Here is a 25,008-nt window from a genome sequence, read left to right on the forward strand (position 1 = left end):
CTAATTCGTCTCCTTAAACTTTGCATCTAAAGCGCTTTTCGCCGCATCTTGTTCGGCATTTTTTTTACTGCGTCCGCGCCCCTTGGACCAGATTTCTTCTTTCACTTTCACACACACTACAAACTGACGATCATGAGGAGGACCCTCCTCGGCAAGAACCTCGTACTTCGGCGTTTCTTTCATCGCCTTTTGCACAAGCTCTTGCAGTCTTGTTTTGTAGTCGCGCTCGAAGTCTTCATTCGCGCAGGTCTTATCACAAAGTGGTAAGAACTCTTTGCGTACGAAAGCTTGAGCAGCGGCAAAGCCGCCATCCAAATACATCGCCCCAATGACTGCTTCCAATGACGAAGCCAAGAGACGTGGTTTTAAGGCACCACCTGTAAGTGCTTCACCTTTTCCCAATTGAAGGATTTTGTTCAGCTCCATATCACGAGCCAGTTCAAACAAAATCTCTTCATTTACGATCGAGGCACGCTTTTTAGATAAGCCACCTTCATTATCTTGCGGATACTTTTCATACAAAAACTCACCCACAACCAAATCCAGAACAGCATCACCCAAGAACTCAAGCTTTTCATTATGCTCAGTGTGGTTCTTAAGCTCATTCGCGTAACTCTTATGAGTTAAAGCGCGCGCCAAAAGCGCCATGTTTTTAAATTTATATCCCAGGCGTTGCTCTAGGGAATTCATGACAGAACCTCCCCGATCAAATGACCTTCCATATGATTTTTATTGGAATGATCATAACCTGTGATTTTCACTTCAACCTCTTGCCCCGCCCAGTGAGTCAGGAACGCTTCTGCGCCCGCGATATCCACAGGCCAGTAGTCATGGCTTAAACCCTGACCACCTTTAGCCGCGTTTTTCAAAACCAGAACTTTCTTAATTGTTCCGACTTGAAGGTTCGCCTGCTCCGTATAGCGAGCGATGCTTAGATCACGAAGCCTCGCCCCGCGCTCAGCACGCACATGCGGATAAACGGAAACATCCATTGCTGCCGCACGAGTCCCCTGACGTTCGCTATATGGGAAAACATGGAGCTTCGTCCACGGAAGTTCCGCCAGACAGTTATACGTGTCTTCAAACTGCTCTGCTGTTTCTGTTGGGAAACCCGTGATCACATCCATACCCACAAAAGAGTTTGGAACACGTTTTTCAATAGCCAACAAAGATTTACGAACATCGTCTTGAGTGTATTTGCGCTTCATATGGTGAAGCACGTCGGTGTTCGCACTTTGAATGCTCATATGGAAATGAGGGCAAAGACGGGAATCAGAATAAAGATCCAAAAGTCTTTCAGAAACTTCCACCGGCTCCAAAGAAGACAGACGGAAACGAGGCATTTTAGTTCTGACCAAAAGATTTTCAATCAGATCTTCCATCACCATCTGTTTGCCATTCACTTCGTCTTCATAGTCACCGATATGAACACCGGTCAATACGACCTCACGGGAACCTTCCGCATAAAGATCATTGATACGCTGAACCAGGTTCGCAATAGAGATCGAACGTGATTTACCGCGAGCATAAGGAATAATGCAGTAAGTGCAGAAGCTGTTACAGCCATCTTGAATTTTTAAGAACGTGCGAGTGTGGTGTTTTTCAATACCACCGCCCATTTCCAAATCTTCTTTTTTAAAGATATTGGATTTAAAGACCTTCTCGGTCAGCTCCCCACGGAAATGCTTATTCAACAAATCCGGCAAATTACCTTTGTGGGAATTTGCCACGATCAGATCTGCACCCGGAAGTGACGAGAATGAACCCGTATCCACCTGAGCTGCACAGCCTGTCACCACGATCGTACAGAAAGGATCTTTCACTTTCAAACGACGGATATAGCGAACGGCTTCCTTGGTCGCTTCAGCCGTCACTGCACAAGTATTTAAAACATGAATGCGCGCGTCTTTTTCACCTCGGATTACCGGAGCAAAGCCATTCGCATTCAGGTTCTTTTGAATAAGACCTGCATCGTAAGTGTTTACCTTACAACCAAACGTATGAACCTGATATTTTAGAGAGTGATCCATCCGCCTCCCACCAGTTCGCGTTCGCGGTAAAACACAGCTGCTTGACCTGGAGTCACTGCACGCTGAGGTTGTTGGAATTTAAGTTTAAAACCCTTTTCAGTTTTGAAAACCAAGGCCGGAGAGCCTTTGTGTTGATAACGGATTTTAACGTTCATCAACTCGCCGTCTTGCAAATCACCTAACATGTGAGGATCCACAACATCGACTTCATGGGCAAACAGATGTTCTTCGTCACCCACCCACACCGTGTTGTCAGTGGAGTCGATTTTAATCACGAATAGCTTTTCGTGGTGATCCATCCCCAACCCCTTACTTTGACCGTAAGTGTAGTTATGAATCCCTTCGTGCTTAGCCATCACTTCACCTGTTGGGAAGCGTTTGATCAGACCTTTTTTAGAATCCAAAACAGCTTTTGGAACTTGGCCTTTGATAAAGTTTTGATAACCAATGCCACCCACAAAGCAAATACCTTGAGAGTCTTTTTTCTTGGCTGTGACCAATCCCATTTTCTCAGAGTACTCACGCACCTGGGGCTTTTTCATGTCACCAATCGGGAATAACAATTTCGGCACAAGTTCCGGATCAATCGTGAACAAGAAATACGTTTGGTCTTTCCAGTCATCTGTTGATGTGTGGATAGAAGACTTGCCGTTTTCATCTGTTACGATTTTTGCGTAGTGACCCGTGGCCAAGTAATCACACTCAAGCTCTTTCATCTTTTTAACAAGATGGTCGAACTTTAAGTACGTGTTACAGTTCACACACGGAAGTGGTGTTTGTCCTTCAAGATACGCCTTCAAGAAAGGATCAATAACAGCGGCGCGAAATTTCGCTTCACAATTCAGTACGTAAAACGGAATACCCAAACGATCCGCTACTGAGCGCGCATCGTCCACATCAATAGAAGAACAGCACGTGCCGTTGCCTTCTTCGATATCACAAGTTGAGTAATCCCAAACTTGCATAGTGGCCCCGATAACTTCATAGCCTTGTTCGACTAACAGCGCAGCCGCGGCGGAACTGTCCACGCCTCCGCTCATAGCAACAAGAACTCTCCCCTTAGACATGATATGTTTCTCCCTCTTCATGTTCGATCGATCGTAAACGAACCACGACCGCCTTTAGTGCTTCAACAAATCCATCAACTTCAGCCAAGGTCGTTTCCCAACCCAAGCTCACGCGCAAACTGTTTTGCGCTTCCTGACGTGAAAGCCCCATCGCCAGCAATACCGGACTGGGTTCTGGATTCCCACTCGAACAAGCAGCCCCTGTGCTGACGGCGTAGCCTTTGATATCCAAAGACATCAACATCGTCTCGCCGTCAGCCCCTGGGATCACCAGAGAACTGGTATTACCCAGGCGCGGAGTTTCAACGGCGGTAATAGTGACGTCGGGAATTTCAGACAAAATGCGAGCTTCCATGTGATCGCGCAACTTGCTCACTTCGAATGCTTTATCAGCAACCAACGGAGCTCTTTGCGCCATCAAACCCAAGCATGCAATACCCAAAGTGTTTTCAGTACCGCCACGACGATGGCGTTCTTGACCGCCACCATGAATCAGCGGGCTTACGTTCGTGCCTTTTTTCATATAAAGCACACCCGTCCCTTTGATCGAATAAAACTTATGACCCGAGATCGAAGCGAAATCGACATTGAGCTCTTTTAAATTCAACGGCGCCTTACCGAAACCTTGAACCGCATCGGTGTGAAATAAAGCACCCTTGGCATGAGCCATCTCTGCCATTTGTTTAATTGGAAACAAAGTGCCCGTTTCATTATTCGCAAACATCACAGACACCAGAGCTGTTTCTTCAGACAAATGCTCTTGATAGAATTTCATATCTATCACGCCTTCGCGGCTGACTGGGATGTAGCTGACTTTTGCACCCATCGCTTCCAGATGAGACATCGTCTTCATGATACTTGGATGCTCGACCGCAGAGCACATAAAGTGCGTGCGACGACGCTGCTCGGGAGTTAGGAATTGAGCGGTATGATAATAATCAAACAGACCTTTAAGAACCGTGTTGTTCGCTTCACTGCCGCCGGATGTGAATACGATTTCCAGTGGAGAAATGTTTAAGGCTTCAGAGATGGATTTACGCGCATCCCGAATCAGATTTTTTGGCTGTCTTCCACCCCAATGGATTGAACTTGGATTGCCACCAGCGGTCGCAAACTCAGGCAGAGCTGCAATCACTTCTGCGCACACCGGAGTGGTGGCGTTGTGGTCGAAATAGTGGAGTTTTTTGGTCTGAAGCATAAGTGGGCGGAGACTACCACATTTGCTAAGTATTGAAAACCTCTATATTTTTAGCGTCTATTCAGTACGCAATGCTGCAAAAAATTCAAGCAATCTAAGCTTGGACCTCGACCTAGACTCAGGTTTCCCCCTTTTTAGCCGATAAACAGAACAATGAGCACTTTAGAATGGTTTGAGCATTTTAAACATAAACTTCAAGGACTTACCGAATCTCACACGGCAGGTGGATCGCCATTGAGCCTTCTCGCCTATGCCTTGAAGGAAAATCAACTCACTGCCGAGGAATATTTTCCTTGGGCCATGGCTCATTATAAACTACCTCGTCTTCAGGCAAGATTTTTTACAGAAACTCCTCCTCGCAAAGAAATGTTAGCTAAGTGGGCGACTCATTACTCATGGACGGTGGAGTGTCTGCCTGTGGCGGAGTGGGATGGCATTCTTGTAGTGGCATGTCTACAACCGCCGCAGGATTTCCCTTCTTCTCCAACTTGCGTTTTTGTTTTGGCTCCTCAGGAAGCTTTGGAACAATGTTGGAATACTTGGCACCCCCAAGCAGCAGCGAAAATTCCAAGTTCAGCTCCTGTAAAATCAGCAGCTGTAGAATCTGAAATGCCTGAGGTCCTGGCGGGTCTTCAAGCCCCTGCCGCTAAAAAATCTGGCGACAGTTTTTCATTCGAGGATTTGGGTGATGTGGGTTCTGATGAATCCAGCTCTGAAGAGTCTTCTTCTAAAGAACACGGCGAATCTGCGGGCGAAGAAATGGGTGGCCTTGAAGGTCTGTTCGATGCACCCGTTGTAAAACTTCAATCTTTCGGTTCGGATGAGGCGGATTCAGCAACTCCTCCAGTATCAGTGCCAGAGGAAACTCCGGTAGACCAAATCCTTAATTCTAAATCAGCTTCTGAAGAAGAAGCGGCGAAAACTTTCGACAGAACTGTGGTGGATTCCCGCCCAAGTCTTTCCAAAGTAGAACCCGTTTTGGAAAAGAAATCTGAACCAGTTGCTGCAGCGCCTGCAGCTTCCAAAGCTGGGGGCCCACCGCCTCCACCAAAAGATGACTTGCCGGATTTGACGGAAGAAAGCTTTGGTAACAAACCGATTGCCCCTATCGTCACCCGCCCAACGGGTGTGGCGAAACCGACAATGAATCCCGTGGCGAGCGGCAGCTTTTCACTTGAGAAATTGAAAAAGAAAAACAGCAGCATTATCGCCGACAAAGTAAAACGTGTTCTTTCAGAAATGAAAGCTCACTTTGAAAAATCCATGATTTTAACTCTGGACGAGCAAGAATCTCAAGTGACAGCGTTCGCGTGGGACGAAAACTTCCAGGAAATCAAAGATACTTCGATGCGCATTCCTTTGGAATCTCCAAGCATCTTTAAAATCGTGGCTTCAACTCAAAAACCTTTCCATGGCTACATCTCTTTGAATGATCTGAACGAGAATTTCTTTGAGCAATGGAACCAAGGAGCGATCCCTGACCATGTGACAATCACACCGATCGTTATCAATGAAAAATTGGTGGGAATGCTGATGGGGTTTGCGGAAAAATCTGCTTACAACAAAGTATCCTTGGGTCTGGCAGAAAGACTTTCCACAGAGTTCACTAAGGGCCTTCAAGCCGCTTAATTTACCAATAGAGGTGCGACTTCCACCGCACCTCTACGAAAGAAACCTCTTTTTAATTTACTTATTCACAATCTGGAACAGAGTACTTTTTAGTGAACAGGTAAACCTCTGATCCATTGTTCAATTCACGACCCACTTTAATATCAACAGTCAATGGATAAGCACCTGTGTAAGTAACGGGCTTGCAGACTGTTCTTGAGGAACCTGTATCACAGAAATCCTCTTTTTGAGTATACTTGATTGGCGTCGACAACACTTCACTTCCAACCGTTTGAAAAACGGTTCTGCCAGCACCTTCTTGAATCGCATATACGATATCCACAGGTGCTTTGGTACGAAGCATATCGCCATCACGACAAACAAAAGTGTAATCGATAGCGCGTCCCATATAAACCACAGGCGAATGAACCACGTAGGGCCCTTTTGCAGCCAAAATCTCTTCCCAAGATGAGTTTTGAGAAATTCCAGCTGATGCATTTTGTGCTACGAAAATAGTGAAAATGGACATTAAAATACTTTTCATTTTATTCTCCTTTACGAGACTTGTTGTGAGTGCGCAATCTGCACAACCACAAGCCGTTTCTCAAATAAAAGAAACGTTAAAATGATCCCGGGAAAATTTAATGCAAAAGGAAGCTGCCCAATGAATTTTTGACAGTAAAAACATTTTTACGATATTTTTATGGTGAAGATTCCCATTCTCGACGAAGCTTTCCAAACACCTTCGTGCTGCGATATACTCCATTAATCAATGAGTCTTCGCGCAACTCGCCCTCAAATTTATAGCCATTCTTAAGAGCGACACGAGCCGACGCCTCGTTAAATCCGGCGCAGCGAATTTCCACTCTGTGAAAGCCCTGTTTAAAACACGCGGATTCCAACAGTTTAACAACTTCGCTAATGAGGCCGCGACCTTCGAACTCTTTGGAAATCCAGTAACCCAGCTCGCAATTTTTAAATTCCCAATTGATACTGTGAACACCGGCACTGCCCACATAGCGACCTTCGAAATAGATGCCGTAATCGAATAGAGACAAATTATCCCACTCTGCCAAGGTCACATCGATCCATTTTTTAGAGTCCTCTGCAGTCTTGGTGAACTGAGTCCAGGGCATGAACTGCAAGTGCTCACGATTGGCGTCAATCGTCGCAAACATCGTGGGTGCTAATGATGAAGAATGACGTTCAAGAGTGATTCTTGGGCCTTTTAGAACGGATGGCAGGGGTTTTTGCGTGAACATGGTCACAGGGTATGTGCTCAGACCACCCAGTGCAACCTTAACGCATTGTTTATGCAAAAAGCGGCAGGCACCTTTTGCAAGAGGTTATGTTACGTAAAGAAACCTTTTCCCTGCTCCCCGGCCTGCAGAAAAATGCGCCACGCAAATTGTTTGGGATTGGTGATTTTATTCTGCGACGAAAGCGGTTTTTCAGAGGAGTTGCTATCCATAAATTTCCTCCTGATGCCTATGATTTTACTCCTGTGACCGCAGTGCCACGAGAGCAACCCAAACACATCTGAGGAAAAACAAGGCGGAAGCTTAACCTAAGACTCGGGAGGTAATAATACGCTCAGTTTCCGAAGGACCTTTGGTGATACTGACTTCGACTCGTTGCCAGTTTAGTGGAAGATAATCGTAATCTAAACGTTGCGCCCACTCGATAACAACTAGACCTTGCTTGGGTGCAAACAAATCCCAAAACCCTGAGCTTTCCAAATCATCGTCGTCATCCAAACGGTACAAATCCAGGTGATCCATCACTTTGCCTTTTGCATTTTCATAACGAAGATGAATCGCGAACGACGGCGACTGCACGTCTTTCATTCCCAAAATTTCGGCGATAGCTTGAACAGAAGTTGTCTTTCCTGCTCCCACGTCACCACTTAAAAGCAAAACACAGCGATCGCTTAAGTGTGGCAGGAATTCCTGCCAAAACACTTTAAGTTCTGGCACGGTTTGAATGTGGCGTTGAGAATTCAGGATGGAAGACATAAAGGTTTACTTTAAGATTTTTCGCATCTTTTTAACGGCTGTTTCCATACCGTCTTCAAGTGCATAACAAACCAAAGAGTGACCGATGTTCACTTCTTGAAGGTAAGGCAACTTGTTGATTTCTTTCGAGTGTGCGTAATCTAGACCATGCCCCGCATGTACATTCAACCCCAGGTAGTTTGCCCACTCAGCGGCTTCAACCAAGCGTTTCCATTCTTTGGCTTTCGCGGCCCCCTTAAGGTGAACCCATTTGCCGGTGTGAAATTCAACGGCATCTGCGCCCACTTCAAAAGAAGCTTCAACTTGTTCAATAGAAGGCTCGATAAACATTGAGATTTCAATGCCGATGCGTTGAAGTTTCTCAACCATCGGAAGCATTTTCTTGTAACCTTTTTTAACATCAAGGCCACCTTCAGTTGTTAATTCCGCACGCTTTTCCGGAACAAAACAAACCCACTGAGGACGGTACTTTTTAGCAAACGCCACCATTTGAGATGTCGCCGCCATTTCCAAATTCAAAGGCACCGGGCAAGATTTAGACAGCGTTTTCAAGTCATGCAGTTGAATGTGACGGCGGTCTTCACGCAGATGAATCGTGATTTGCTCGGCCCCGCCCTTAACAGACTTTTTAACCATATCCAGTAAATTTGGATAAGCCGTCGTGCCACCACGAACCTGACGAAGTGTAGCGACGTGATCAACGTTCACGCCCAGGCGAATTTTATGTTTCATTAGCTAAGTTCTTTCTCGAGGAATGCTGCAATTTCGTCTGCAAATGTAGAGATTTCAGTTTTATCTTTGCCTTCAACAAGCACGCGGATCACAGGTTCGGTTCCAGAGAAACGAACAAAGACGCGGCCGTTGCCAGCAAGTTTCTTTTCAATGTGCGCAATCAAATCATGGTAACCTTTGATCTCATCAAGCTCCATGCGGCGTTTTACGCGAAGATTGATCAATACTTGTGGCATATCATCAAAGACACGCGCAAGGTCGCTCATTTTCTTATTTGTTTGCTTCATCACCGCAAGCACACTTAAAGCCGCGATACAGCCGTCACCCGTTGTCGTGTGATCCAAGAAAATGATGTGGCCGGATTGCTCGCCACCCAGGTTATAACCATTTTTACGCATCTCTTCGACCACGTATTTGTCACCCACGCCCACTTTAACAACTTTGATACCCGCATCGTTCATGGCTTTTTCAAGACCGAAGTTGGACATTTGCGTTGCCACCAAAGTGTTGTTTTTCAAAAGACCACGCTCTTTCATATGTAGAGCGCTGATCGCAAGAATACGGTCACCATTTACGATCTGACCTTTTTCATCAACCATGATCACACGATCAGCGTCACCATCAAGACTGATACCCACGTCAGCGCGATATTGAACCACAGCTTCAGCAAGTTTCGTCGGATGCAAAGCACCGACTTTATCATTGATGTTTGTGCCATTTGGATCATCACCCAATTGGATCACTTCCGCGCCCAACTCTTGGAAAATCGATGGCGCAACCTTGTAAGCCGCACCATTCGCTGTATCCAGAACGATACGCATGCCGTCCAAAGTGTATTCCAAGGGGAAAGTTGATTTCACGTAAACAATGTAACGACCTTGGGAGTCGTCGATACGACGCGTGCGACCGATTTCTTTGCTTGGAGGTAAAAGAGCTGTCAGGTCTTCTTCAAGAACCAGGCGCTCGATTTCGCGCTCCATCTCTTCAGAAATTTTAAAACCATCCGCGCCGAAAACTTTAATACCGTTGTCGTGGAAAGGATTGTGAGAAGCTGAAATCACGATACCCGCAACCGCACGCATAGTGCGAGTCAAGTAACCGATACCTGGTGTTGGAAGCGGACCGACCAGTTGCACCGCCACACCCATAGAATTTAGACCACTCGCCAAAGCTTGCTCGATCATGTAACCGGAAAGACGTGTATCTTTACCGATAACCACTTTACGAAGTGACGGGTGTGCATTGTATTTTTGTTTTTGCAGAATATAACCGATCGCCTGACCGATTTTTACAACCATATCCGGAGTCATAGGATATTGATTGGCAGTTCCCCGGATTCCATCCGTACCAAAAAGTTTTGCTGATTTCTTTTCCACTTTACTGACCTTTTTGTTCGTCATTTTCGTCGCCTTTGATCTTAACTACTTCAACCTGAATCTGATTCGGACGGACTCCCAGGATTTTCACTCCCAGTGGAACGTCGATCTTATTCAGTGGAATATCGACATAGACTACGCCTTCGCCTTTTTGAGAGATATCAAGATTGATATTCTGAGACAAAGAGCTTTCCATAAACTTCTTCAAAGCAGCTCTTGGCCCTGAAACCTTTACCTTGATGTGGTCAGTTGTCTGCGCCACAACATGGGTTCCCGGGGCTGTCACCAGGTCGACTTCCACGTTTTTGCTTAAGACAAAGTCGCGGCGGCCTAAAATGGTCAACCACAGAATCAGGGAAATAAACAAGGCTACTACTTTGTAACTAAAATTTTCAGTCACAGCATCGCTCCAACGGCGTCTCATGACAGATCCCCCTGCTGCGAGAAAGCTTTGTATTTAAGACCAAAAGTCTCATACAAGGCCTTACGGATATCCCCCAACTCCACGTTCGGGCTTAAATGACCACCCTGTACGATACCGATGGATTTGTTTTCCTCAGAAACCACAAACACCAGGGCGTCTGTTTCTTCAGTCAAACCAATCGCAGCACGGTGACGAGTTCCCAAGTTTTTATCCAGGGCTGGGTTTTTAGAAAGCGGCAGGAAACAACCGGCAGAATGAATCCTGCCGTTACGGATAAGAACCGCGCCATCATGCATCGGACTCTCGGGATGGAAAATAGAAGCCAAAAGCTCTGCTGAAACTTTTGATTCCATCTCGGTTCCGAATTCAATGTGATAATCGATCACGATCTCACGTTCCACCACCACAAGAGCTCCAAAGCCCTTCTGTGCGGTAAGGATGATACCCTTTGCAATCTCTTCGATCACTTGGGTTTCCTGGATTGTAGAGGCGTCTGTGAAGAATGGGTTGGAACCAATGTGAGCCAGGGCTCTACGAATCTCGGCCTGGAACAGGACCACCACGATCACGAACAAGTTAGAGAAGAATTTTTCCAGGATCCAATTGAAGGTGAATAGCTCAAGCCAGATACTCAGGATATAGCCGATGGCCAACACGCCAAGCCCGGAAAGCATTTGAATCGTCCCCGTTCTTTTAATCAGAACCAGAATACGATACACAACCATCCACACCAGAATCATGTCGATCGCATCTTGCACACGCAAGTGCTGAACAATGAAGATGAGGTTGTCTAAAAACTGCTGCAACATCAAGATGCCCAATCAAAAAAGTAATGGGGTTAAAGCACAAAAAGCTCCGAGTTTCCCCGGAGCTTTAAAAGATTCATTAAATTGTTACTGGCCCGGTGTTTCCCACGGGATCAGATCCCGAGGAATCATCCTTTTTGCCGACACCTGAAGCTGCCGCCAAAGCCAGGTTGGTATCGCGGCGGTTGTTTCTATATTTTTCAATTTCAGAAACCGCAGCACCATTGATCATCATATCAACTTCGTGACCATCAATTGTTTCATATTCAATCAAGGCTTGAGTGATAGACTCAAGAGCTTGTTTGTTCTCAGTCAGGATACGAACCGCAGTGGCATAACCTGTATTGATGATTTTTGAAACTTCCGCATCGATCTCTTCGGCTTTCGCTTCAGAGTATTCTTTGTGGGCTTGATGACCGTATTGCATACCCAAGAACACTTCGCCGCCTGATTTTTCAAACGCCAAAGGTCCCAACTTCGACATACCCCATTCGCAAACCATGCGGCGAGCGATTGAAGTGGCGCGTTCGATATCGTTACCCGCGCCCGTCGTTACATCCTTAAAGATCACTTCTTCTGCCGCACGACCACCGAACAAGAAGGCAATCATGTTCTCGGCAGTTGATTTCGACAAAGACACTGATTCTTTTTCTGGAAGCGTTTGAGTAACACCCAAAGCCATACCACGAGGGATGATCGTCACTTTATGGATCGGATCCAAGCCCGCCAGTTTTCTATTTACCAGCGTATGACCCGCTTCATGGTAAGCAGTTACTTTTTTGTCTTCATCAGAGATAACCATAGATCTTCTTTCAGAACCCATGATCACTTTGTCTTTTGCTTTTTCGAAGTCTTCCATCTCAAGATACTTTTTGTCTGTACGAGCCGCCACAAGAGCTGCTTCATTCACAAGGTTCTCAAGGTCGGCGCCCGAGAAGCCCGGAGTACCACGAGCGATTTTAGAAATATCAACGTCAGGTCCAAGCGGAGTCTTACGCGTATGAACGCCCAAGATTTGCTCACGACCTTTAAGGTCAGGTTTATTTACAACAACACGACGGTCGAAACGACCTGGACGCAACAACGCTGGATCAAGAACGTCAGGACGATTCGTCGCTGCGATCATGATGACACCTTCAGATGATTCAAAACCATCCATCTCAACCAAAAGCTGATTCAGAGTTTGCTCACGCTCGTCATGACCACCACCCATGCCGGCACCACGATGGCGACCTACGGCATCGATCTCGTCGATAAAGATCAAGCAAGGAGCATTCTTTTTACCTTGTTCAAACAAGTCACGAACACGGGAAGCACCCACACCCACGAACATCTCTACGAAGTCAGAACCAGAGATGGTAAAGAACGGAACGCCTGCTTCACCCGCTACGGCGCGTGCAAGCAAGGTTTTACCCGTACCCGGAGAACCCACCAAAAGAACACCCTTTGGAATACGGCCACCCAGTTTTGTATATTTCTTAGGATCCTTCAGGAAGCTTACGATCTCTTGCAGATCGTCTTTTGCTTCATCAACGCCGGCCACTTCTTTGAACGTCACACGATTTTTGTGCTCAGTTAAAAGACGCGCACGGGATTTACCGAAAGACATCGCCTTACCACCGCCGACTTGAATCTGGCGCATGATAAACAAGAACATCGCCACGATCAAAATCAATGGCAACCAGTTCACGATCAATGATTGGAAAAAGCCTCCGTTATCAGCACGCTCGTAATTTGGCGTAATACCGTTTGCTTCCAAGAATTTGAAACCTTCATCTTGGGTGTTACCGACGATTTGGAAATGAGTACCGTTGTACTTTTTCTCAAAGTCAGGTTTCATCTCACCGATGATTTCACTGGTCTCTTGACGGAAAGTTACGGAAGCTACTTCTTTAGCTTTGACCGCTTCTGTAAATTTAGAATAATTAAACTCGCCAATCAGTCTTTGGTGTTTGCTCTCATAGGCTTGAAACAAAAATACAGCCATGATGATCAGGAAAAACCATAAGGCTAGCGTTTTCTGTGTAGATCGCATTTCGATTCCTTTCGCTCACTTCTCTCATCCAGATAGAACCACCTTAGACTAACAGAAGCCCCGAGCTAATTAAAGCAACTTTACGCAGTTTTCTCGAGAGGGAATGCCTCCGCCTAAAGGGCGGGCAACTTGGACTCAAATCAAGACTCGACCTTAATTTGCTGCGCGTTAATTTCCCAATCACAACCACTGACCTTAAAGCTGATCACTTTTTGCGGTTTGTCTAGGCGCTTTTGAATTTCTTCGAGCTGAGATTGTGAAAAATCTCGTTTTCCGAGAGAAAACAGATACTGTGCAAGCAAGCGACGCTGTTCAAAAGGAGATAATGTCAGATAGAAAGCTCGGGAGAGTCCTTTGACGTCCTGTGGTTTATAAGCCTCATTTTGACTCAGCAAATCAGTCCCGGGCTTGTTCTCCAAAGAATGAAGCTCCTGAGCCAACGTTTCGAGCGAACGAGCCAGGCTGTTCACAGCCCCTTTCTGGCGCTTTTCCAAGGACTTTAGCCAGTCTTCACGAACCCAGTTTCTAAACGGGTCCAGGAGCGCATTCGAGGGATCTTCGAATGCGCGAAGCTTTTCTGAGCGCAAATATTTACGAAGCTCTGCTTTGGGGGTTTCTAAAAACGGCCGGAACACTCCGCCACTGTAGTAAGACATGGCAACTAATCCCTGGGCCCCCGTGCCGCGCACAATACGCATCAGACGCGTTTCCAAAAGGTCATCGGCATGATGCCCTGTCGCCAGAACTTCAAAGCCTTCCTCTTTCTGTAAACGAGCCAATGCCTCATAGCGCTGCTCCCGGTATTGAGCTTCGGACTTTGCCAGGGAGCGGGATTTTAAAACAAAAAACTCCACATTCAGCTTCCGGCAAAGCTTTTCACAAAAAAGTTGCGCTTCCTTGCGATATTCCTGATTTTTATCGTCACCGTGATGAAAGTAGCAAGCTCCCAAATTTTCGTGCTTCATAACTTTCGCTAGCACCGCAAGAGTTGCAACGGAATCGGCCCCACCCGACAGAGCCACCAGAATTTTCTTGTCCTGCAGATCAAACTTTTTAATTAATTTCCAAACCTGATGATCCAAATCCTGCTTGAGGCGCGCACTCCCCGTCAATTTCTTCACTCAACTGCTCCCACACCGACCGTCTTGATATTCACAAATTCCATGATTCCGAAATGACCCAGCTCGCGGCCATAACCAGAATCTTTAACTCCACCAAAAGGAATGCGTGGATCCGATTTTACAAAATCATTTACAACAACAAAGCCCGCTTCCATCTCTTTTTCAACGAGCTCTTTCCCTTTTTGCAGGTCGCGCGTGAAGATCCCCCCGCCCAATCCATAGGGAGAAGAGTTCGCAATCGCCATCGCCTCGTCCGCATCTTTAGCGACAAAAACCAAAGCCACTGGACCAAATACTTCCTCATGATGAACTTGGGAATTATTTTTTTCAAAAAGCACCATGGACGCCGGATAAAAAGCGCCAGGCCCTTGCGGAGCTGTTCCTCCGAAGACCACTTTACCACCCCAGCTTTTTAATTTTTCCACTTGAGTGATGATGGTGTCTTGAAAGCGCTTACTTGCTAACGGGGCCAGGGGCAGGATTTTCATCTCGTGCTCCATCGCTGACAAAAATTCCTGCAGAACTTTTTCAACGACGATAAAGCGTTTACCGGCCACACAGCTTTGCCCACAATTTTGCAAACGCGTTTTCGCGCAGGCCTTCGCTGCTTTATAGATATCCGCATCTTCCAATACGATATAGGCATCACTGCCACCAAGCTCCAAAACGATTTTTTTAAGATTCTTGGCTGCTGTTGTTGCGACAGCACGACCACCTTCGGTACTTCCCGTAAAGGTGATTCCTCGAACCATGGGGTGAGCGATGATTTTTTCAGCGACAGCGTGATCCACCTGGCAATTGCGCAAAAGAGTGATCTCCGAGGTCAGGTCTTTAAAGATCTTTCCGATTTTTTCAGCTACACCCGCCGTTAAGTCTGCATGTTTTAAAATAATCACATTCCCCGCCATCAAAGACGGAGCCGCAAAACGAATCACCTGCCACAGAGGGAAATTCCATGGCATGACGCTGAAAATGACGCCCATTGGGGAAAAGCTGACTTCGGCATCATTATAGGGGGAGGCACTTTTTTGATTGGCCAGCATTCCGGCCGCTTCTTTTGCATAGTACTCGCAGGTGACAGCGCATTTTTCAACTTCAGCTTTGCCTTCGGGAATCAACTTTCCCATTTCCATATGCATCTGCAAAGCCAGATCATCACTGTGTTTACGAAGACTTGCAGCAAGATTATGAAGGGCTTTCGAGCGCTCTGCGAAAGAATATTTACGCCATTTTTCAAAATCTTTCTTAGCATCAAGAATCATCAACTCGGCCTGATCCCAAGTGACGTGATCAAATTTTGAAAGCTGCTCGCCTGTTGCCGGATTAACCGTAGAGAAAGATGCCATCGAAACCTCCCAACGCCGAACGGATCCACCGAACGTTCATTAGGATAGTCACATAGGATTTAGAGAGTTGTAAACACCTGATAAAATGACACAGCGGTGCCGACTAAAAACACGGAAGTCATCAGTGCCCATGCCATTATTTTGTAGCCCTTGCCAAGTTGCATGGCTCTGTGAGCATAAGGTCTTTGATTGGCAAAAACCGGAATAGGAGCCACCACCGTATGAATCAATTGGCGACAGCAAAAACAAAATAAAACAACCGATATAAATGTCAGGATTTCTGTTTCCATCATGACATTCTTATCGGTCGTAATCATCTCAACTTGAGACGGACAAGAGTCTAGGCCTCGTCGGACTTAGCATCCTTGGAATCTTTTTTGATAATATCGATTTCGGCAGAGATTTTGAATTTATGCGTCTCTGCGAATTTAGAAAACTCTTTTACGAAATCAATTTTTTGAATAATGCCGACGACTTCTTTGGTTACACGCTGAGTGATTTCGTCTTTGGATTTATTCGCTCCCTGAATCAACAAATTCAGAGCTTCCTTCGGAAGTTTTAGTTCAGAAAGATAACTTTTAAGGCCTTCTTCGCTCATGAAAGCGGCAGAAACTCCCGCCGTAAAGACTTTCTTTACGGTGTCACCCAAAAGACCTTTGATGTCTGTGGGGCTTTCCTTTTCATCCTTCTTGGAGCCGGAATCAGACGCCATACAATTGTTTCACTCGTTTGTGATAAGAGCTCATCATGTTCGGCAAGTTTACGCTCACCAAAGCATTGGCAATGGGACCTGGAACAAACATGTTGAAGGTCGCTTCAACGGTGTAGGTGGCGCGAGTTTTCCCAGCCTCATCTTGAAGTTTCCAAGAGCCCACAGATGTTTTAAACATATCACCAGAAGCAAACTCCCAAGTGATGCCCGTGGGCGGAGTTTCCGTCATCCACAATGCGTACTTGAAGGTTTTAACGACCGCTACGTTGTATTCAACGAGTTTACGATTGCCTTCAGTTTTTAGGACTTTGCATTGTTTAACCTCTGCCAAAAACTCATGGTATTTTTCATAGTCAGAGATGATTTTAAAAAATTGCTCAGGGGTGCAGTTGAAAACTTCTGTGGTTGATGCTTTTGCCATATGCAATCACTGTGACTTTCAGATCACATACAGTCAACGCTAGCCTAGACCACCCCCGACATATGCCCTTAAATGCTTATGTTACATCGACTTAATCTTGCGTTCGACGTCAGGCTCTTAACTGGACAAGGCACAAAAGCTTACATATACCGGAGGCAGAAAGGAGTTCGATCATGAAACACAAGATTCTTATCGTAGATGACGAAAAAGACTTACGTGACTTGATCTCCTACTTTCTGACTCGTGCCAACTACGAAGTTGCACTCGCCGAAGATGGCTGTGTGGGCTTTGAAAAGGTCAAATCCTGGAATCCCGATCTGGTTATCAGCGATATCCGTATGCCTGTTTGCGATGGCTTTGAGCTTCTAAAACGGATTAGCGACGTACCTAACGATGAAACCCGTGTGATGTTTATATCAGGCTATGTGGGCGGCGACGAAGACGAACTCAAAAAAAATCCGCACTGTGTGGGCTTCATTCCAAAACCGGTGAACAGAGCCGAGCTTTTAGAAATGGTCAAACAAGCTCTGCCCGCCTAATTTTTAAAAATCTATTTGGGAAGTCGAATCACGAAAGACGTGTGCTGGTGGTCGGTATCGACATAAAGCTGCCCGTGGTGCGCCTCAATCAAGCCTCGGGAAATACTTAAACCCAATCCCGTCCCCTTACCAATTTCTTTGGTTGTATAAAAAGGTCTAAAAATTTCAGCCTGAATCACCGGATCAATCCCCTCGCCACTATCAGTGATGCGAATTTCAATTTGGTCGCCCAAATCAAGCACGTCAATGGCGATCCATTTTTGAGGCAAATCACGAATGGCCTCAAAAGAATTGTTCAAAAGATTCAGCATCACCTGAGAGATCTGCACCGGGCGGCAGTGCAAAATTAAATTCGTTGGCGGGGGTAATCGCAGATCCACATTCGCTAGTTTAAACTTCTCATAGCAAAGTGAGAGCGTGTTATCGATAAGGGTTTGCACCGGAATCGCTTCAATCGGATCCTTTGCACCATCACGAGCAAAAGTACGAAGACCGCGGACGATGGTTGCAATACGATTTGTTGTGGATTGAACTTTTTCAATCGAAGCCTTCATGGTCTCACGATCCATTTGACTGTCCTCCAAAAGCTCCATCTGCTGTTCCGCGGAAAGCAAAATCACATTCAAAGGCGTATTGATTTCGTGGGCAATCCCCCCGGCCATCTCACCCAAAGAGGCAAGCTTGGCAGAGTATTCGGCACGAGACTTTTGATTTAACAATTCGTCTTGGGTATTTTCCAATTGTTGAATTGCCAAGGTCAGATTTTGTTTTTCAATAGTAAGCGCTTCCTCGGTTTCATACCGTGTCACCATACTTTGGTAAAATTCACGAGAGTTTCCGTAAACGTAGACTACAAACGTAAAGACGAAAATAGTCCAAACGCCGTACGGTAGATCACCCTGATGGTTTGAAAACGCCAGGCACAACCCCGGAATGACTCCAACCCAAATTAAGAAGTAAGCCGAAATGCGCGGACTTAAAGAAAGGGAGGTCGCAGACCCCGCCATGATCGCACTGACCAGAAAGCTTGTGACAAAGATCTTTGAGTCGGGATTTTGCGGATCCCAAAACCCCATCGAACAAAGAATCCCCAAACAAGTGGAACTGATTAGAATCAGAACACCATGAAGCCCCGCCCATTTATGAAGTGCTTTCAAGCCATCACGGCTCACGATGATACCAATAATCAAGCGCAGTGTGCTGCAGCCCAGAGCAAGCCCTGCCGCCAACTGATGCCAAACATAAAAAGAAGGAGTGGTGGCGACGGGTTTGATTAATAAAATCGTAAAAACCACCATAAAGCCGACTGCTGCCGCTTTACTACGACGGCAAAAATCCAGTTCAATATTATCCAGTACGGCACGACTCAGAGCTTTCATCTGTTTAGACCTTAACAGACGTACGAAATGGTGTCACCAGCGCGACTCCAAATTAGAAATTTAGTGTGGTAAATTGCCTGGATATTTGTACGCATGACTAAAAAAGAAAATGCACGGCATTTTAAGTCGTGCATTTTCACTCGAGCGTCCGTCGTTAGCTTAAATCTTTCTCATCATTCAATTTCTTGTTCAATGAGTTGATTTTTTACTACGTCTTTCGCTGGAATTATCTATTAAACTTTCGCGTCCGGTTCGCTCAAATTCCGTCTCATCGTCATCCTTAATCCGGCCCTTCCCGGATTTAGCCTGATTCACTTTCGAACCACGCAGTGAACGATCGGCTTCCGTGGCGCCCGGTGGATTTCTTTGCGAAGCATTTTGAGCTGGAGACTCATCTTCCTCGGGCCAGTTGCTGTCTGCTTGAAATTCTTCATCAGGCAGTTGGCCAGATTGGTCGGAATGATATTTTTTATGCGTGTCCTCGGAAAATTTCGGAGGCACATCGGATTTTGGCATGCTGCTATTTTGCTTTTGAGACATCTCTCTGTTAGGCATCTCACCCTCCTTTAAGAAAACTCACAGTTACAAGTACAATCCTAAACACGAAAAGCGAAAATGGCTACGGACGGAAGCCCCCTTTTGCATTTCGATTCGCGCAAAAAAGGAACCCAAAGTCCAAAAACTCCAGCCCAAAGCCCCTGATAGTGCCCGACAACGCAGTCGATTGCGTTGTATTCACCATTTCCTATTTTTTAAAATTGAATAAAGCTTCAGCGGCCGCTTTCAATTTAGCCGCCTGATCTTCCTGTCCAGCTCCGCCCTTACGCGGAGTGAAATAATCGCAAAAGTTTGCGCGATCTTTTTCGCGCACGACATCTGCCGAAGTTTCCCGGCATTCGTTGTAAACTTTTGGATCATAGAAATCGCAGTTTTTGCACACGTGCACATCGGCGCGACAGTGAGGGCATTCCTCACGACGGCCGATATTTCCTGCGAAGGATAATTCTTTTTTGCAACTGAAACAAAAAAGCTGTGCACTCATGATTTAGTTCTTCTTGTTTTTCTTCCAAGTAAAATCATGGAACGATTCAATTGTACGAATTGTGCCCGTTTGAGAACGCATCACAATCGAATGGCTTTTTGCTTTTCCGTCCGGAAGGAAGCGAACCCCCTTAAGCAAGGAGCCATCTGTGATCCCTGTTGCCACGAACATCACAGAACCACTTGCAAGTTCGTCACAAGTGAATTTTTTGTCCAGGTCTTTTAGACCCATTTTAGAGGCACGAGATTTTTCTTCTTCGTTTCTCCACTTCAAGCGACCTTGGAAGTCACCACCCAAGCATTGCATAGCTGCCGCCGAGATAACACCTTCTGGGGCGCCACCGATACCGATCAGCAAATCGATACCCGAATCCGGCCAAGCTGCAGAAACCGCAGCAGAAACGTCGCCGTCGCCGATCAACTGGATGCGAGCGCCCGTTTTTCGAACTTCATCAATCAATTCTTTGTGACGAGGACGATTCAAGATCACAACCGTCATGTCGCTGACTTCTTTACCCAAGGCTTTTGCAACAGCCTGTACGTTTTCAGTCGGAGATTTATCGATATCGATTTTACCTTTAGCCCCAGGACCGCAGGCGATTTTATCCATGTAGGTATCCGGCGCATGAAGGAATTTTCCTTTTTCAGCGACCGCGATAACAGAGATGGAACCAGGTCCACCTGTAGCGCAGATTGTAGTGCCTTCCAGTGGATCCAAAGCGATATCCAATGCCGGAGCATCGTCAGTTTTAGTTCCAACCTTTTCACCGATGTAAAGCATCGGAGCTTCATCACGCTCCCCTTCACCAATGACGACGGTGCCGTCCATACGAAGCACGTCGAAAGCTTTTCTCATGGCGTCCACGGCTGCGGCATCAGCGGCTTTTTCATCGCCTCTTCCCATCCAACGAGCGGACTCCAGTGCTGCTGCTTCGGTGACACGTACAAATTCTAAAGCCAGGTTTCTGTCCATGATTCTTTCTCCACTGCGGCCTTAATCCCGGCCGGTAATCTCATCAATTTCAAATCTTTATCCAAGGCCACATGCACTGTTTGCGCAACGGAACACGTCGTACCCCCACGCCCACGCATGCGGTACTGGAAAATCAGACGACTTAGCTCCACACGAGCTTGAACCTCGATTTCCAGATCATCGCCAAAAAAAGTCGGCTTCAGATGCTTCACTTGGGTTTCATAGACCGCAAAGTAACTGGCAGATTCCGGTTTTTGATAGTCGATCAAGCCCTTGTCGATCGCCCATGCAACCCGCGCTTCTTCATAAAAACGCAGGTAATTGCTGTGATGGACAATTCCCATGAGGTCTGTTTCGTAAAACTGCACTTTATGACGATGAATAAACATTGATTATTTCTAGACTAAATTGTTAGTTTAAGTCTACGCATTATTTTTTTCGCGCGATTTGGAGAATGCATGCAAGTCACTGAGTGGCAAAAAAAGCTTCCCATGAGAATTACCATGAGCCGCATCTTTATGGTGCCGCTTGTTGTTGGGGCTATGTATCCCAACAAACTTGAATGGAATATCGTCGCGGCGCTCATCTTTATGCTCGCTTCCATCACGGACTATTTTGACGGTTTCTATGCTCGTAAATACGGCGCCGTCAGTAATTTCGGTAAATTCATGGACCCCATCGCCGATAAAATCCTGGTCACCAGTATCCTGGCGATGCTTTTGGCTTTGGGGAAAATCGACGCCTGGATGGTGATCATTATCTTGGCCCGGGACAACTTTATCGGGGGCATCCGCTCGGTTGCTGCGGCAGATCAAATAATCATAGACGCCAAACCAGCGGGAAAATGGAAGACGGCCATGCAAATGGTGGCCATTCCCATTGTAATTATTGGAAACATTGACCAATACGTGCCCTATTTGGACAAAGTTGGCTACGGGGTCTTGTGGGTAAGCGTCATTTTGAGTATAACTAGCGGTATCGAATACTATGTTGGTTACTTAAAGAGCAAAAAAAGCTCCTAGGAACGTATGCTTTTACACCTTTCACCAAGCAATTGGTTTTTCATCTTCTTGGCTCTTCTTTTGAGCAGCTATTTGAAGATCGCTTCTGCAAAAACGCAGAAGCCGGTGTTTTTTGCATCAGCCGGTACTTCTGTTTACCGCCTTCTTTCTTCCGATCGCTAAAATCTAAAACAAAGACGTCAATTGCAGCTTCAGATAAGGACTTGTTCCCAAGTGAATTGCATTCTTGGGACTGATATCATAGTTCTCGTCCTGGAAATAACGACGATCAAATGAATAACCCACTTCCACTTCTGTGATGAATTGTTGAGAAAGAGGCGTTTTAAATCCTGCATACACCCGCTTTTCATCATAAAACAGACGCTCTTTACGATTCGCGCGACCGTACAGGTAATAAGTCGATTGCGAAAAATCGAGCCCCAAGGAAGCTTTCATCGGTCCCGCAATAGAATAATCCACAGAAGTCTTAATCACCCAAGGAATCAAAGTGAAAAAGTTGAGAGACCATCTATCAACAAACTCCCAATAAATTGTCGCAAAAGGCGCACCGAATGTTCCGCGGAATGTTTTCGAAGGCGTGTACATATAAGCAAAACCCGGAAGAGGAATTCCATTCAGAATCGGGCGATTGTTCGAATAATTCACCAAATAAACCCAACTGCCCGTTTCATCCACCGGATCGATATAAAAGAAATTTCCGCCGATAGTATCTACCGAAGGATCTTTAAACGGTTTATCACTGGCAGAACCAAAGTTTCCGTTCAAGGCCCAGTACGCTTTTTCATCCACCATGCGAGTGTACGTCAAGCCCACATCAAATTGATAAAGATCTGGCATGGCAGTTTGATCTGGATATAAATCCATCCAATGCCCTAACATGCTGACGCCATAGCTTTCTTTTTCAGTTTTATAAACCGGAACACTCGTAATGACAGTGCCTCGATTCAAACTCGCTTTACCTTCTGTTGAATTAAATGTCGTATCAGGTTGAATGGAACCTGTGTACGTCAATACTCCACGCTGCTTGGAGGGCGGCATCAGCCCAGAAAACATCTGCGCCTGGGCTTTCAGCGAAATCAAAACGAAAAAGAAAAGGACAAACTTCAAAAAATGATTCTTCATTAAAAATCCTGCAGTCCTAAAATGTCTTTACAAATATCCATCTGGCGATCGATTTCCGCGACGGCTTTTTGCAATCGCAAAGCATCGCGCTCATCAACTTCGGCCTCCATCGCCGCTAGAACGATGGGATGTTTCTTCAGCCACGCACCTTGTTTAGAAGCATAGTTTTCGGGAACCCCGGAACGAAACGCCGCCAAGCGCGCATTTCCATCGCGAAGATACTCCACGATGAATTTCAAAGTCTCCAAAGTCAGGAGCTTACGATGTGCTTTTAAGCGAGATGAGAAACCAACTTGTCGAATGCGCATCCGATGATGATACATAGCAAGAGGGGGTACGCAAACATCTGACGTTTAGCATGACAGATTTTTTTTCGTTAAACTCAAGTTCCTTTACACTCTGAAACAAGTCATTTACGCTATTTTTATCCAAGTGAAAGGATTCTCATGAATAAAGATCAGGAAATGAACTATAAGGCCTGGCTCGCGGTGGTTATTTTAGGCGGTCTTATTTGGATCACTCCTCCCCCTGCCGGCCTAAAAGAAGGTGCTTGGCATTTGTTTGCGATCTTTATTTCAGCGATCTTTGGAATCGTTATCAAAGCCGCGACTATGGGAAGTATTTCGATGATTTCAATTGCCTTGGTGGCGGCCCTCCAGTTGCGCGCCCCGGGTGATATTTCTCAATCAGTGAAGCTAGCTTTAAGTGGATTCGGCAACGGCACCATCTGGATGATCACCATCGCCTTTTTTATTTCTCGCGGGTTTATAAAAACTGGTTTGGGAAAACGAATTGCCTATTGGTTCATCGTAAAACTTGGCGGCACACCTTTGGGTATTGCTTATGGTTTAGCCTTTTCAGATTTGGTTTTGGCGCCAGCCACCCCAAGCAACACCGCTCGTGCCGGTGGTATCTTGATGCCAATCATGAAATCCATCTCGATGGGATTTGGTTCTGATCCTGCCGATCCTAAAACTCACCGTCGGATGGGCGCATATTTAACTTTGAATTCTTATTATGCCAATCTCCTAGGTGCGGCGATGTTCATCACAGGAACCGCCTCCAACTCCATGTGCCAGAAGTTTGCAAAAGACTTGGGCGTGGAAATTTCCTGGGGTAGCTGGGCGATGGCGGCCTTGGTGCCGGGACTTGTTTGTTTGGCTTTGACCCCTTGGCTGCTTTTTAAAATTTATCCCCCGGAATTAAAAGACACGCGTTCTGTGCAACAAGAAACCAAAGGAAAACTGAAAGAACTGGGAGCAGTGACTCGAAACGAATGGTTGATGGTGGTTGCGTTCGTGATGCTTTTGGTGATGTGGATTTTCGGACCACAATTGAAAATCGATGCGACTGTGGGTGCGATGATTGGCCTTTCCTTCTTATTGCTAAGCGGAGTTTTAACTTGGGAAGATGTAAAAGGTGAAAAAGGCGCGTGGGATACGATGGTGTGGTTTTCAGCTCTCGTTATGATGGCCGAAGGGTTGAATCAACTGGGATTCGTCAGTTGGTTTAGCGGCATCGTGAAAGGCGAGCTGGGTCATCTGCCATGGTATTGGGCTTTTCCCGCGGTGATCCTGGTTTACTTCTATACGCGCTATTTATTTGCGAGCGCAACAGCCCATGTCGCTGCGATGTATTCTGCGATGCTCGCGGTCGCTCTTGCGGTCGGCATTGAAGGAAAATTAGTTGCCTTGATGTTGGGATTTACGGGGTCTCTTTCTGGAGTATTGACCCACTATGCGCATGGACCGGCTCCTATATTATATGGGGTGGGCTATGTTGATTTGAAAGATTGGTGGAGAATTGGTTTCATTTTCTCTGTCGTTTACATCATTATCTGGATGGGACTGGGCGCTGTTTGGTGGAAAATCCTAGGGATTTACTAGAAAACTCAACAGCCGTAAATGAGCCCCATTATTGGGGTTCGACGTTTCAATAGGGTCAACAGCCCCCATTCCCTCTGTGTTGTCTGCACTTCGCCTGCAATTACAAGCACTTACACAACAACCTTGCTTCCGTTAACTTAAAGTCCCTTTGGCGC

Annotated in this window: 28 protein-coding genes; 4 read left to right on the plus strand and 24 right to left on the minus strand. The window is 46.1% G+C overall.

What is annotated here, in order from left to right; translation table 11 throughout:
* The 4 genes from rnc to HW988_RS09960 are packed head-to-tail and all read right to left on the minus strand — an operon-like array spanning window position 1 to window position 4,295.
* A complete protein-coding gene (gene rnc, locus HW988_RS09945) occupies window positions 1–690 on the minus strand; it encodes a ribonuclease III (RefSeq protein WP_142700303.1) in 690 nt (229 codons plus the stop codon).
* The gene (mtaB, locus tag HW988_RS09950; protein ID WP_181604145.1) at window positions 687–2,030 is read right to left on the minus strand and encodes a tRNA (N(6)-L-threonylcarbamoyladenosine(37)-C(2))-methylthiotransferase MtaB; all 1,344 of its coding nucleotides are present in this window, start codon (window positions 2,028–2,030) and stop codon (window positions 687–689) included. Before mtaB ends, rnc begins: the two co-directional genes overlap by 4 nt.
* Complete coding sequence (gene mnmA, locus HW988_RS09955; RefSeq protein ID WP_255489920.1) at window positions 2,015–3,097, minus strand: tRNA 2-thiouridine(34) synthase MnmA; 1,083 nt, start codon at window positions 3,095–3,097, stop codon at window positions 2,015–2,017. The genes mtaB and mnmA overlap by 16 nt, the downstream gene beginning before the upstream one ends.
* Window positions 3,090–4,295, minus strand: coding sequence for a cysteine desulfurase family protein (locus HW988_RS09960; protein WP_181604146.1), 1,206 nt, complete (start codon window positions 4,293–4,295; stop codon window positions 3,090–3,092). Before HW988_RS09960 ends, mnmA begins: the two co-directional genes overlap by 8 nt.
* 153 nt (window positions 4,296–4,448) lie before the next feature.
* Here HW988_RS09960 and HW988_RS09965 point away from each other — a divergent pair, with 153 nt between their 5' ends.
* Complete coding sequence (locus HW988_RS09965) at window positions 4,449–5,924, plus strand: hypothetical protein (RefSeq protein WP_181604147.1); 1,476 nt, start codon at window positions 4,449–4,451, stop codon at window positions 5,922–5,924.
* 61 nt (window positions 5,925–5,985) lie between these two features.
* Here the strand turns inward: HW988_RS09965 and HW988_RS09970 are convergent, their stop codons facing one another.
* The 13 genes from HW988_RS09970 to HW988_RS10030 form a co-directional block, all read right to left on the minus strand.
* On the minus strand, window positions 5,986–6,447 hold the full coding sequence (locus HW988_RS09970; RefSeq protein ID WP_181604148.1) for a hypothetical protein: 462 nt from the start codon (window positions 6,445–6,447) through the stop codon (window positions 5,986–5,988).
* A gap of 157 nt (window positions 6,448–6,604) precedes the next feature.
* Window positions 6,605–7,165, minus strand: a complete 561-nt coding sequence (locus HW988_RS09975) for a GNAT family N-acetyltransferase (protein WP_181604149.1) — start codon at window positions 7,163–7,165, stop codon at window positions 6,605–6,607.
* A gap of 300 nt (window positions 7,166–7,465) precedes the next feature.
* Window positions 7,466–7,918 carry a tRNA (adenosine(37)-N6)-threonylcarbamoyltransferase complex ATPase subunit type 1 TsaE gene (gene tsaE / locus HW988_RS09980; RefSeq protein ID WP_181604150.1) on the minus strand — a complete coding sequence of 151 codons (453 nt, stop codon included), beginning with the start codon at window positions 7,916–7,918 and terminating at the stop codon, window positions 7,466–7,468.
* A 6-nt stretch (window positions 7,919–7,924) separates the two neighbouring features.
* Window positions 7,925–8,650 (minus strand): pyridoxine 5'-phosphate synthase, encoded by a 726-nt coding sequence (locus HW988_RS09985; protein WP_181604151.1) that lies wholly within the window; start codon window positions 8,648–8,650, stop codon window positions 7,925–7,927.
* Window positions 8,650–10,050, minus strand: a complete 1,401-nt coding sequence (gene glmM, locus HW988_RS09990; RefSeq protein WP_370468129.1) for a phosphoglucosamine mutase — start codon at window positions 10,048–10,050, stop codon at window positions 8,650–8,652. Before glmM ends, HW988_RS09985 begins: the two co-directional genes overlap by 1 nt.
* Window positions 10,028–10,450, minus strand: coding sequence for a CdaR family protein (locus tag HW988_RS09995; RefSeq protein WP_181604152.1), 423 nt, complete (start codon window positions 10,448–10,450; stop codon window positions 10,028–10,030). The genes glmM and HW988_RS09995 overlap by 23 nt, the downstream gene beginning before the upstream one ends.
* On the minus strand, window positions 10,447–11,259 hold the full coding sequence (gene cdaA / locus HW988_RS10000; protein WP_181604153.1) for a diadenylate cyclase CdaA: 813 nt from the start codon (window positions 11,257–11,259) through the stop codon (window positions 10,447–10,449). The genes HW988_RS09995 and cdaA overlap by 4 nt, the downstream gene beginning before the upstream one ends.
* 76 nt (window positions 11,260–11,335) lie before the next feature.
* Window positions 11,336–13,291 carry an ATP-dependent zinc metalloprotease FtsH gene (gene ftsH, locus HW988_RS10005; protein WP_181604154.1) on the minus strand — a complete coding sequence of 652 codons (1,956 nt, stop codon included), beginning with the start codon at window positions 13,289–13,291 and terminating at the stop codon, window positions 11,336–11,338.
* A gap of 140 nt (window positions 13,292–13,431) precedes the next feature.
* Window positions 13,432–14,412: a tRNA lysidine(34) synthetase TilS gene (gene tilS / locus HW988_RS10010; RefSeq protein WP_255489922.1), complete on the minus strand. Its 981-nt coding sequence runs from the start codon at window positions 14,410–14,412 to the stop codon at window positions 13,432–13,434.
* Window positions 14,409–15,758 (minus strand): aldehyde dehydrogenase family protein, encoded by a 1,350-nt coding sequence (locus HW988_RS10015; RefSeq protein WP_181604155.1) that lies wholly within the window; start codon window positions 15,756–15,758, stop codon window positions 14,409–14,411. Before HW988_RS10015 ends, tilS begins: the two co-directional genes overlap by 4 nt.
* Before the next feature lie 59 nt (window positions 15,759–15,817).
* Window positions 15,818–16,051, minus strand: a complete 234-nt coding sequence (locus tag HW988_RS10020; RefSeq protein ID WP_255489923.1) for a hypothetical protein — start codon at window positions 16,049–16,051, stop codon at window positions 15,818–15,820.
* Between the two features lie 47 nt (window positions 16,052–16,098).
* Window positions 16,099–16,470, minus strand: a complete 372-nt coding sequence (locus tag HW988_RS10025) for a hypothetical protein (RefSeq protein ID WP_181604157.1) — start codon at window positions 16,468–16,470, stop codon at window positions 16,099–16,101.
* On the minus strand, window positions 16,460–16,891 hold the full coding sequence (locus HW988_RS10030; RefSeq protein WP_181604158.1) for a type II toxin-antitoxin system RatA family toxin: 432 nt from the start codon (window positions 16,889–16,891) through the stop codon (window positions 16,460–16,462). Before HW988_RS10030 ends, HW988_RS10025 begins: the two co-directional genes overlap by 11 nt.
* A gap of 173 nt (window positions 16,892–17,064) precedes the next feature.
* On the opposite strand from HW988_RS10030, the gene HW988_RS10035 reads away from it, so the two are divergent.
* Window positions 17,065–17,430 carry a response regulator gene (locus tag HW988_RS10035; protein ID WP_181604159.1) on the plus strand — a complete coding sequence of 122 codons (366 nt, stop codon included), beginning with the start codon at window positions 17,065–17,067 and terminating at the stop codon, window positions 17,428–17,430.
* Window positions 17,431–17,441: 11 nt separating this feature from the next.
* Here the strand turns inward: HW988_RS10035 and HW988_RS10040 are convergent, their stop codons facing one another.
* From HW988_RS10040 to HW988_RS10060, 5 genes are all read right to left on the minus strand, one after another.
* On the minus strand, window positions 17,442–18,809 hold the full coding sequence (locus tag HW988_RS10040) for an ATP-binding protein (RefSeq protein ID WP_181604160.1): 1,368 nt from the start codon (window positions 18,807–18,809) through the stop codon (window positions 17,442–17,444).
* Between the two features lie 189 nt (window positions 18,810–18,998).
* Window positions 18,999–19,364 (minus strand): hypothetical protein, encoded by a 366-nt coding sequence (locus HW988_RS10045; protein ID WP_181604161.1) that lies wholly within the window; start codon window positions 19,362–19,364, stop codon window positions 18,999–19,001.
* A 190-nt stretch (window positions 19,365–19,554) separates the two neighbouring features.
* Complete coding sequence (locus tag HW988_RS10050) at window positions 19,555–19,851, minus strand: hypothetical protein (RefSeq protein WP_181604162.1); 297 nt, start codon at window positions 19,849–19,851, stop codon at window positions 19,555–19,557.
* Window positions 19,852–19,854: 3 nt separating this feature from the next.
* Window positions 19,855–20,823 carry a class II fructose-bisphosphatase gene (gene glpX / locus HW988_RS10055; RefSeq protein ID WP_181604163.1) on the minus strand — a complete coding sequence of 323 codons (969 nt, stop codon included), beginning with the start codon at window positions 20,821–20,823 and terminating at the stop codon, window positions 19,855–19,857.
* Window positions 20,802–21,212, minus strand: coding sequence for a thioesterase family protein (locus HW988_RS10060; protein ID WP_142700322.1), 411 nt, complete (start codon window positions 21,210–21,212; stop codon window positions 20,802–20,804). The genes glpX and HW988_RS10060 overlap by 22 nt, the downstream gene beginning before the upstream one ends.
* 69 nt (window positions 21,213–21,281) lie before the next feature.
* Between HW988_RS10060 and pgsA the strand changes: the two genes are divergently transcribed.
* A complete protein-coding gene (gene pgsA / locus HW988_RS10065; protein ID WP_181604164.1) occupies window positions 21,282–21,845 on the plus strand; it encodes a CDP-diacylglycerol--glycerol-3-phosphate 3-phosphatidyltransferase in 564 nt (187 codons plus the stop codon).
* A gap of 165 nt (window positions 21,846–22,010) precedes the next feature.
* Here pgsA and HW988_RS10070 read toward each other — a convergent pair whose 3' ends face one another.
* Window positions 22,011–22,967, minus strand: coding sequence for a hypothetical protein (locus HW988_RS10070; RefSeq protein ID WP_181604165.1), 957 nt, complete (start codon window positions 22,965–22,967; stop codon window positions 22,011–22,013).
* Window positions 22,967–23,275, minus strand: coding sequence for a hypothetical protein (locus tag HW988_RS10075; RefSeq protein WP_181604166.1), 309 nt, complete (start codon window positions 23,273–23,275; stop codon window positions 22,967–22,969). The genes HW988_RS10070 and HW988_RS10075 overlap by 1 nt, the downstream gene beginning before the upstream one ends.
* Before the next feature lie 138 nt (window positions 23,276–23,413).
* On the opposite strand from HW988_RS10075, the gene HW988_RS10080 reads away from it, so the two are divergent.
* The gene (locus HW988_RS10080; protein ID WP_220128723.1) at window positions 23,414–24,853 is read left to right on the plus strand and encodes an anion permease; all 1,440 of its coding nucleotides are present in this window, start codon (window positions 23,414–23,416) and stop codon (window positions 24,851–24,853) included.
* Window positions 24,854–25,008: the final 155 nt, after the last annotated feature.

Origin of the sequence: Bdellovibrio sp. KM01 (assembly GCF_013752535.1) — a bacterium.
GTDB lineage: Bacteria > Bdellovibrionota > Bdellovibrionia > Bdellovibrionales > Bdellovibrionaceae > Bdellovibrio.

Excerpts from the sequence above, each read along its gene's own strand:
- rnc (WP_142700303.1), bottom strand. The coding sequence starts at position 690 with ATGAATTCCCTAGAGCAACGCCTGGGATATAAATTTAAAAACATGGCG.
- mtaB (WP_181604145.1), bottom strand. The coding sequence starts at position 2,030 with ATGGATCACTCTCTAAAATATCAGGTTCATACGTTTGGTTGTAAGGTA.
- mnmA (WP_255489920.1), bottom strand. The coding sequence starts at position 3,097 with ATGTCTAAGGGGAGAGTTCTTGTTGCTATGAGCGGAGGCGTGGACAGT.
- HW988_RS09960 (WP_181604146.1), bottom strand. The coding sequence starts at position 4,295 with ATGCTTCAGACCAAAAAACTCCACTATTTCGACCACAACGCCACCACT.
- HW988_RS09965 (WP_181604147.1), top strand. The coding sequence starts at position 4,449 with ATGAGCACTTTAGAATGGTTTGAGCATTTTAAACATAAACTTCAAGGA.
- HW988_RS09970 (WP_181604148.1), bottom strand. The coding sequence starts at position 6,447 with ATGAAAAGTATTTTAATGTCCATTTTCACTATTTTCGTAGCACAAAAT.
- HW988_RS09975 (WP_181604149.1), bottom strand. The coding sequence starts at position 7,165 with ATGTTCACGCAAAAACCCCTGCCATCCGTTCTAAAAGGCCCAAGAATC.
- tsaE (WP_181604150.1), bottom strand. The coding sequence starts at position 7,918 with ATGTCTTCCATCCTGAATTCTCAACGCCACATTCAAACCGTGCCAGAA.
- HW988_RS09985 (WP_181604151.1), bottom strand. The coding sequence starts at position 8,650 with ATGAAACATAAAATTCGCCTGGGCGTGAACGTTGATCACGTCGCTACA.
- glmM (WP_370468129.1), bottom strand. The coding sequence starts at position 10,050 with ATGACGAACAAAAAGGTCAGTAAAGTGGAAAAGAAATCAGCAAAACTT.
- HW988_RS09995 (WP_181604152.1), bottom strand. The coding sequence starts at position 10,450 with ATGAGACGCCGTTGGAGCGATGCTGTGACTGAAAATTTTAGTTACAAA.
- cdaA (WP_181604153.1), bottom strand. The coding sequence starts at position 11,259 with ATGTTGCAGCAGTTTTTAGACAACCTCATCTTCATTGTTCAGCACTTG.
- ftsH (WP_181604154.1), bottom strand. The coding sequence starts at position 13,291 with ATGCGATCTACACAGAAAACGCTAGCCTTATGGTTTTTCCTGATCATC.
- HW988_RS10015 (WP_181604155.1), bottom strand. The coding sequence starts at position 15,758 with ATGGCATCTTTCTCTACGGTTAATCCGGCAACAGGCGAGCAGCTTTCA.
- HW988_RS10020 (WP_255489923.1), bottom strand. The coding sequence starts at position 16,051 with ATGATGGAAACAGAAATCCTGACATTTATATCGGTTGTTTTATTTTGT.
- HW988_RS10025 (WP_181604157.1), bottom strand. The coding sequence starts at position 16,470 with ATGGCGTCTGATTCCGGCTCCAAGAAGGATGAAAAGGAAAGCCCCACA.
- HW988_RS10030 (WP_181604158.1), bottom strand. The coding sequence starts at position 16,891 with ATGGCAAAAGCATCAACCACAGAAGTTTTCAACTGCACCCCTGAGCAA.
- HW988_RS10035 (WP_181604159.1), top strand. The coding sequence starts at position 17,065 with ATGAAACACAAGATTCTTATCGTAGATGACGAAAAAGACTTACGTGAC.
- HW988_RS10040 (WP_181604160.1), bottom strand. The coding sequence starts at position 18,809 with ATGAAAGCTCTGAGTCGTGCCGTACTGGATAATATTGAACTGGATTTT.
- HW988_RS10045 (WP_181604161.1), bottom strand. The coding sequence starts at position 19,364 with ATGCCTAACAGAGAGATGTCTCAAAAGCAAAATAGCAGCATGCCAAAA.
- HW988_RS10050 (WP_181604162.1), bottom strand. The coding sequence starts at position 19,851 with ATGAGTGCACAGCTTTTTTGTTTCAGTTGCAAAAAAGAATTATCCTTC.
- glpX (WP_181604163.1), bottom strand. The coding sequence starts at position 20,823 with ATGGACAGAAACCTGGCTTTAGAATTTGTACGTGTCACCGAAGCAGCA.
- HW988_RS10060 (WP_142700322.1), bottom strand. The coding sequence starts at position 21,212 with ATGTTTATTCATCGTCATAAAGTGCAGTTTTACGAAACAGACCTCATG.
- pgsA (WP_181604164.1), top strand. The coding sequence starts at position 21,282 with ATGCAAGTCACTGAGTGGCAAAAAAAGCTTCCCATGAGAATTACCATG.
- HW988_RS10070 (WP_181604165.1), bottom strand. The coding sequence starts at position 22,967 with ATGAAGAATCATTTTTTGAAGTTTGTCCTTTTCTTTTTCGTTTTGATT.
- HW988_RS10075 (WP_181604166.1), bottom strand. The coding sequence starts at position 23,275 with ATGCGCATTCGACAAGTTGGTTTCTCATCTCGCTTAAAAGCACATCGT.
- HW988_RS10080 (WP_220128723.1), top strand. The coding sequence starts at position 23,414 with ATGAATAAAGATCAGGAAATGAACTATAAGGCCTGGCTCGCGGTGGTT.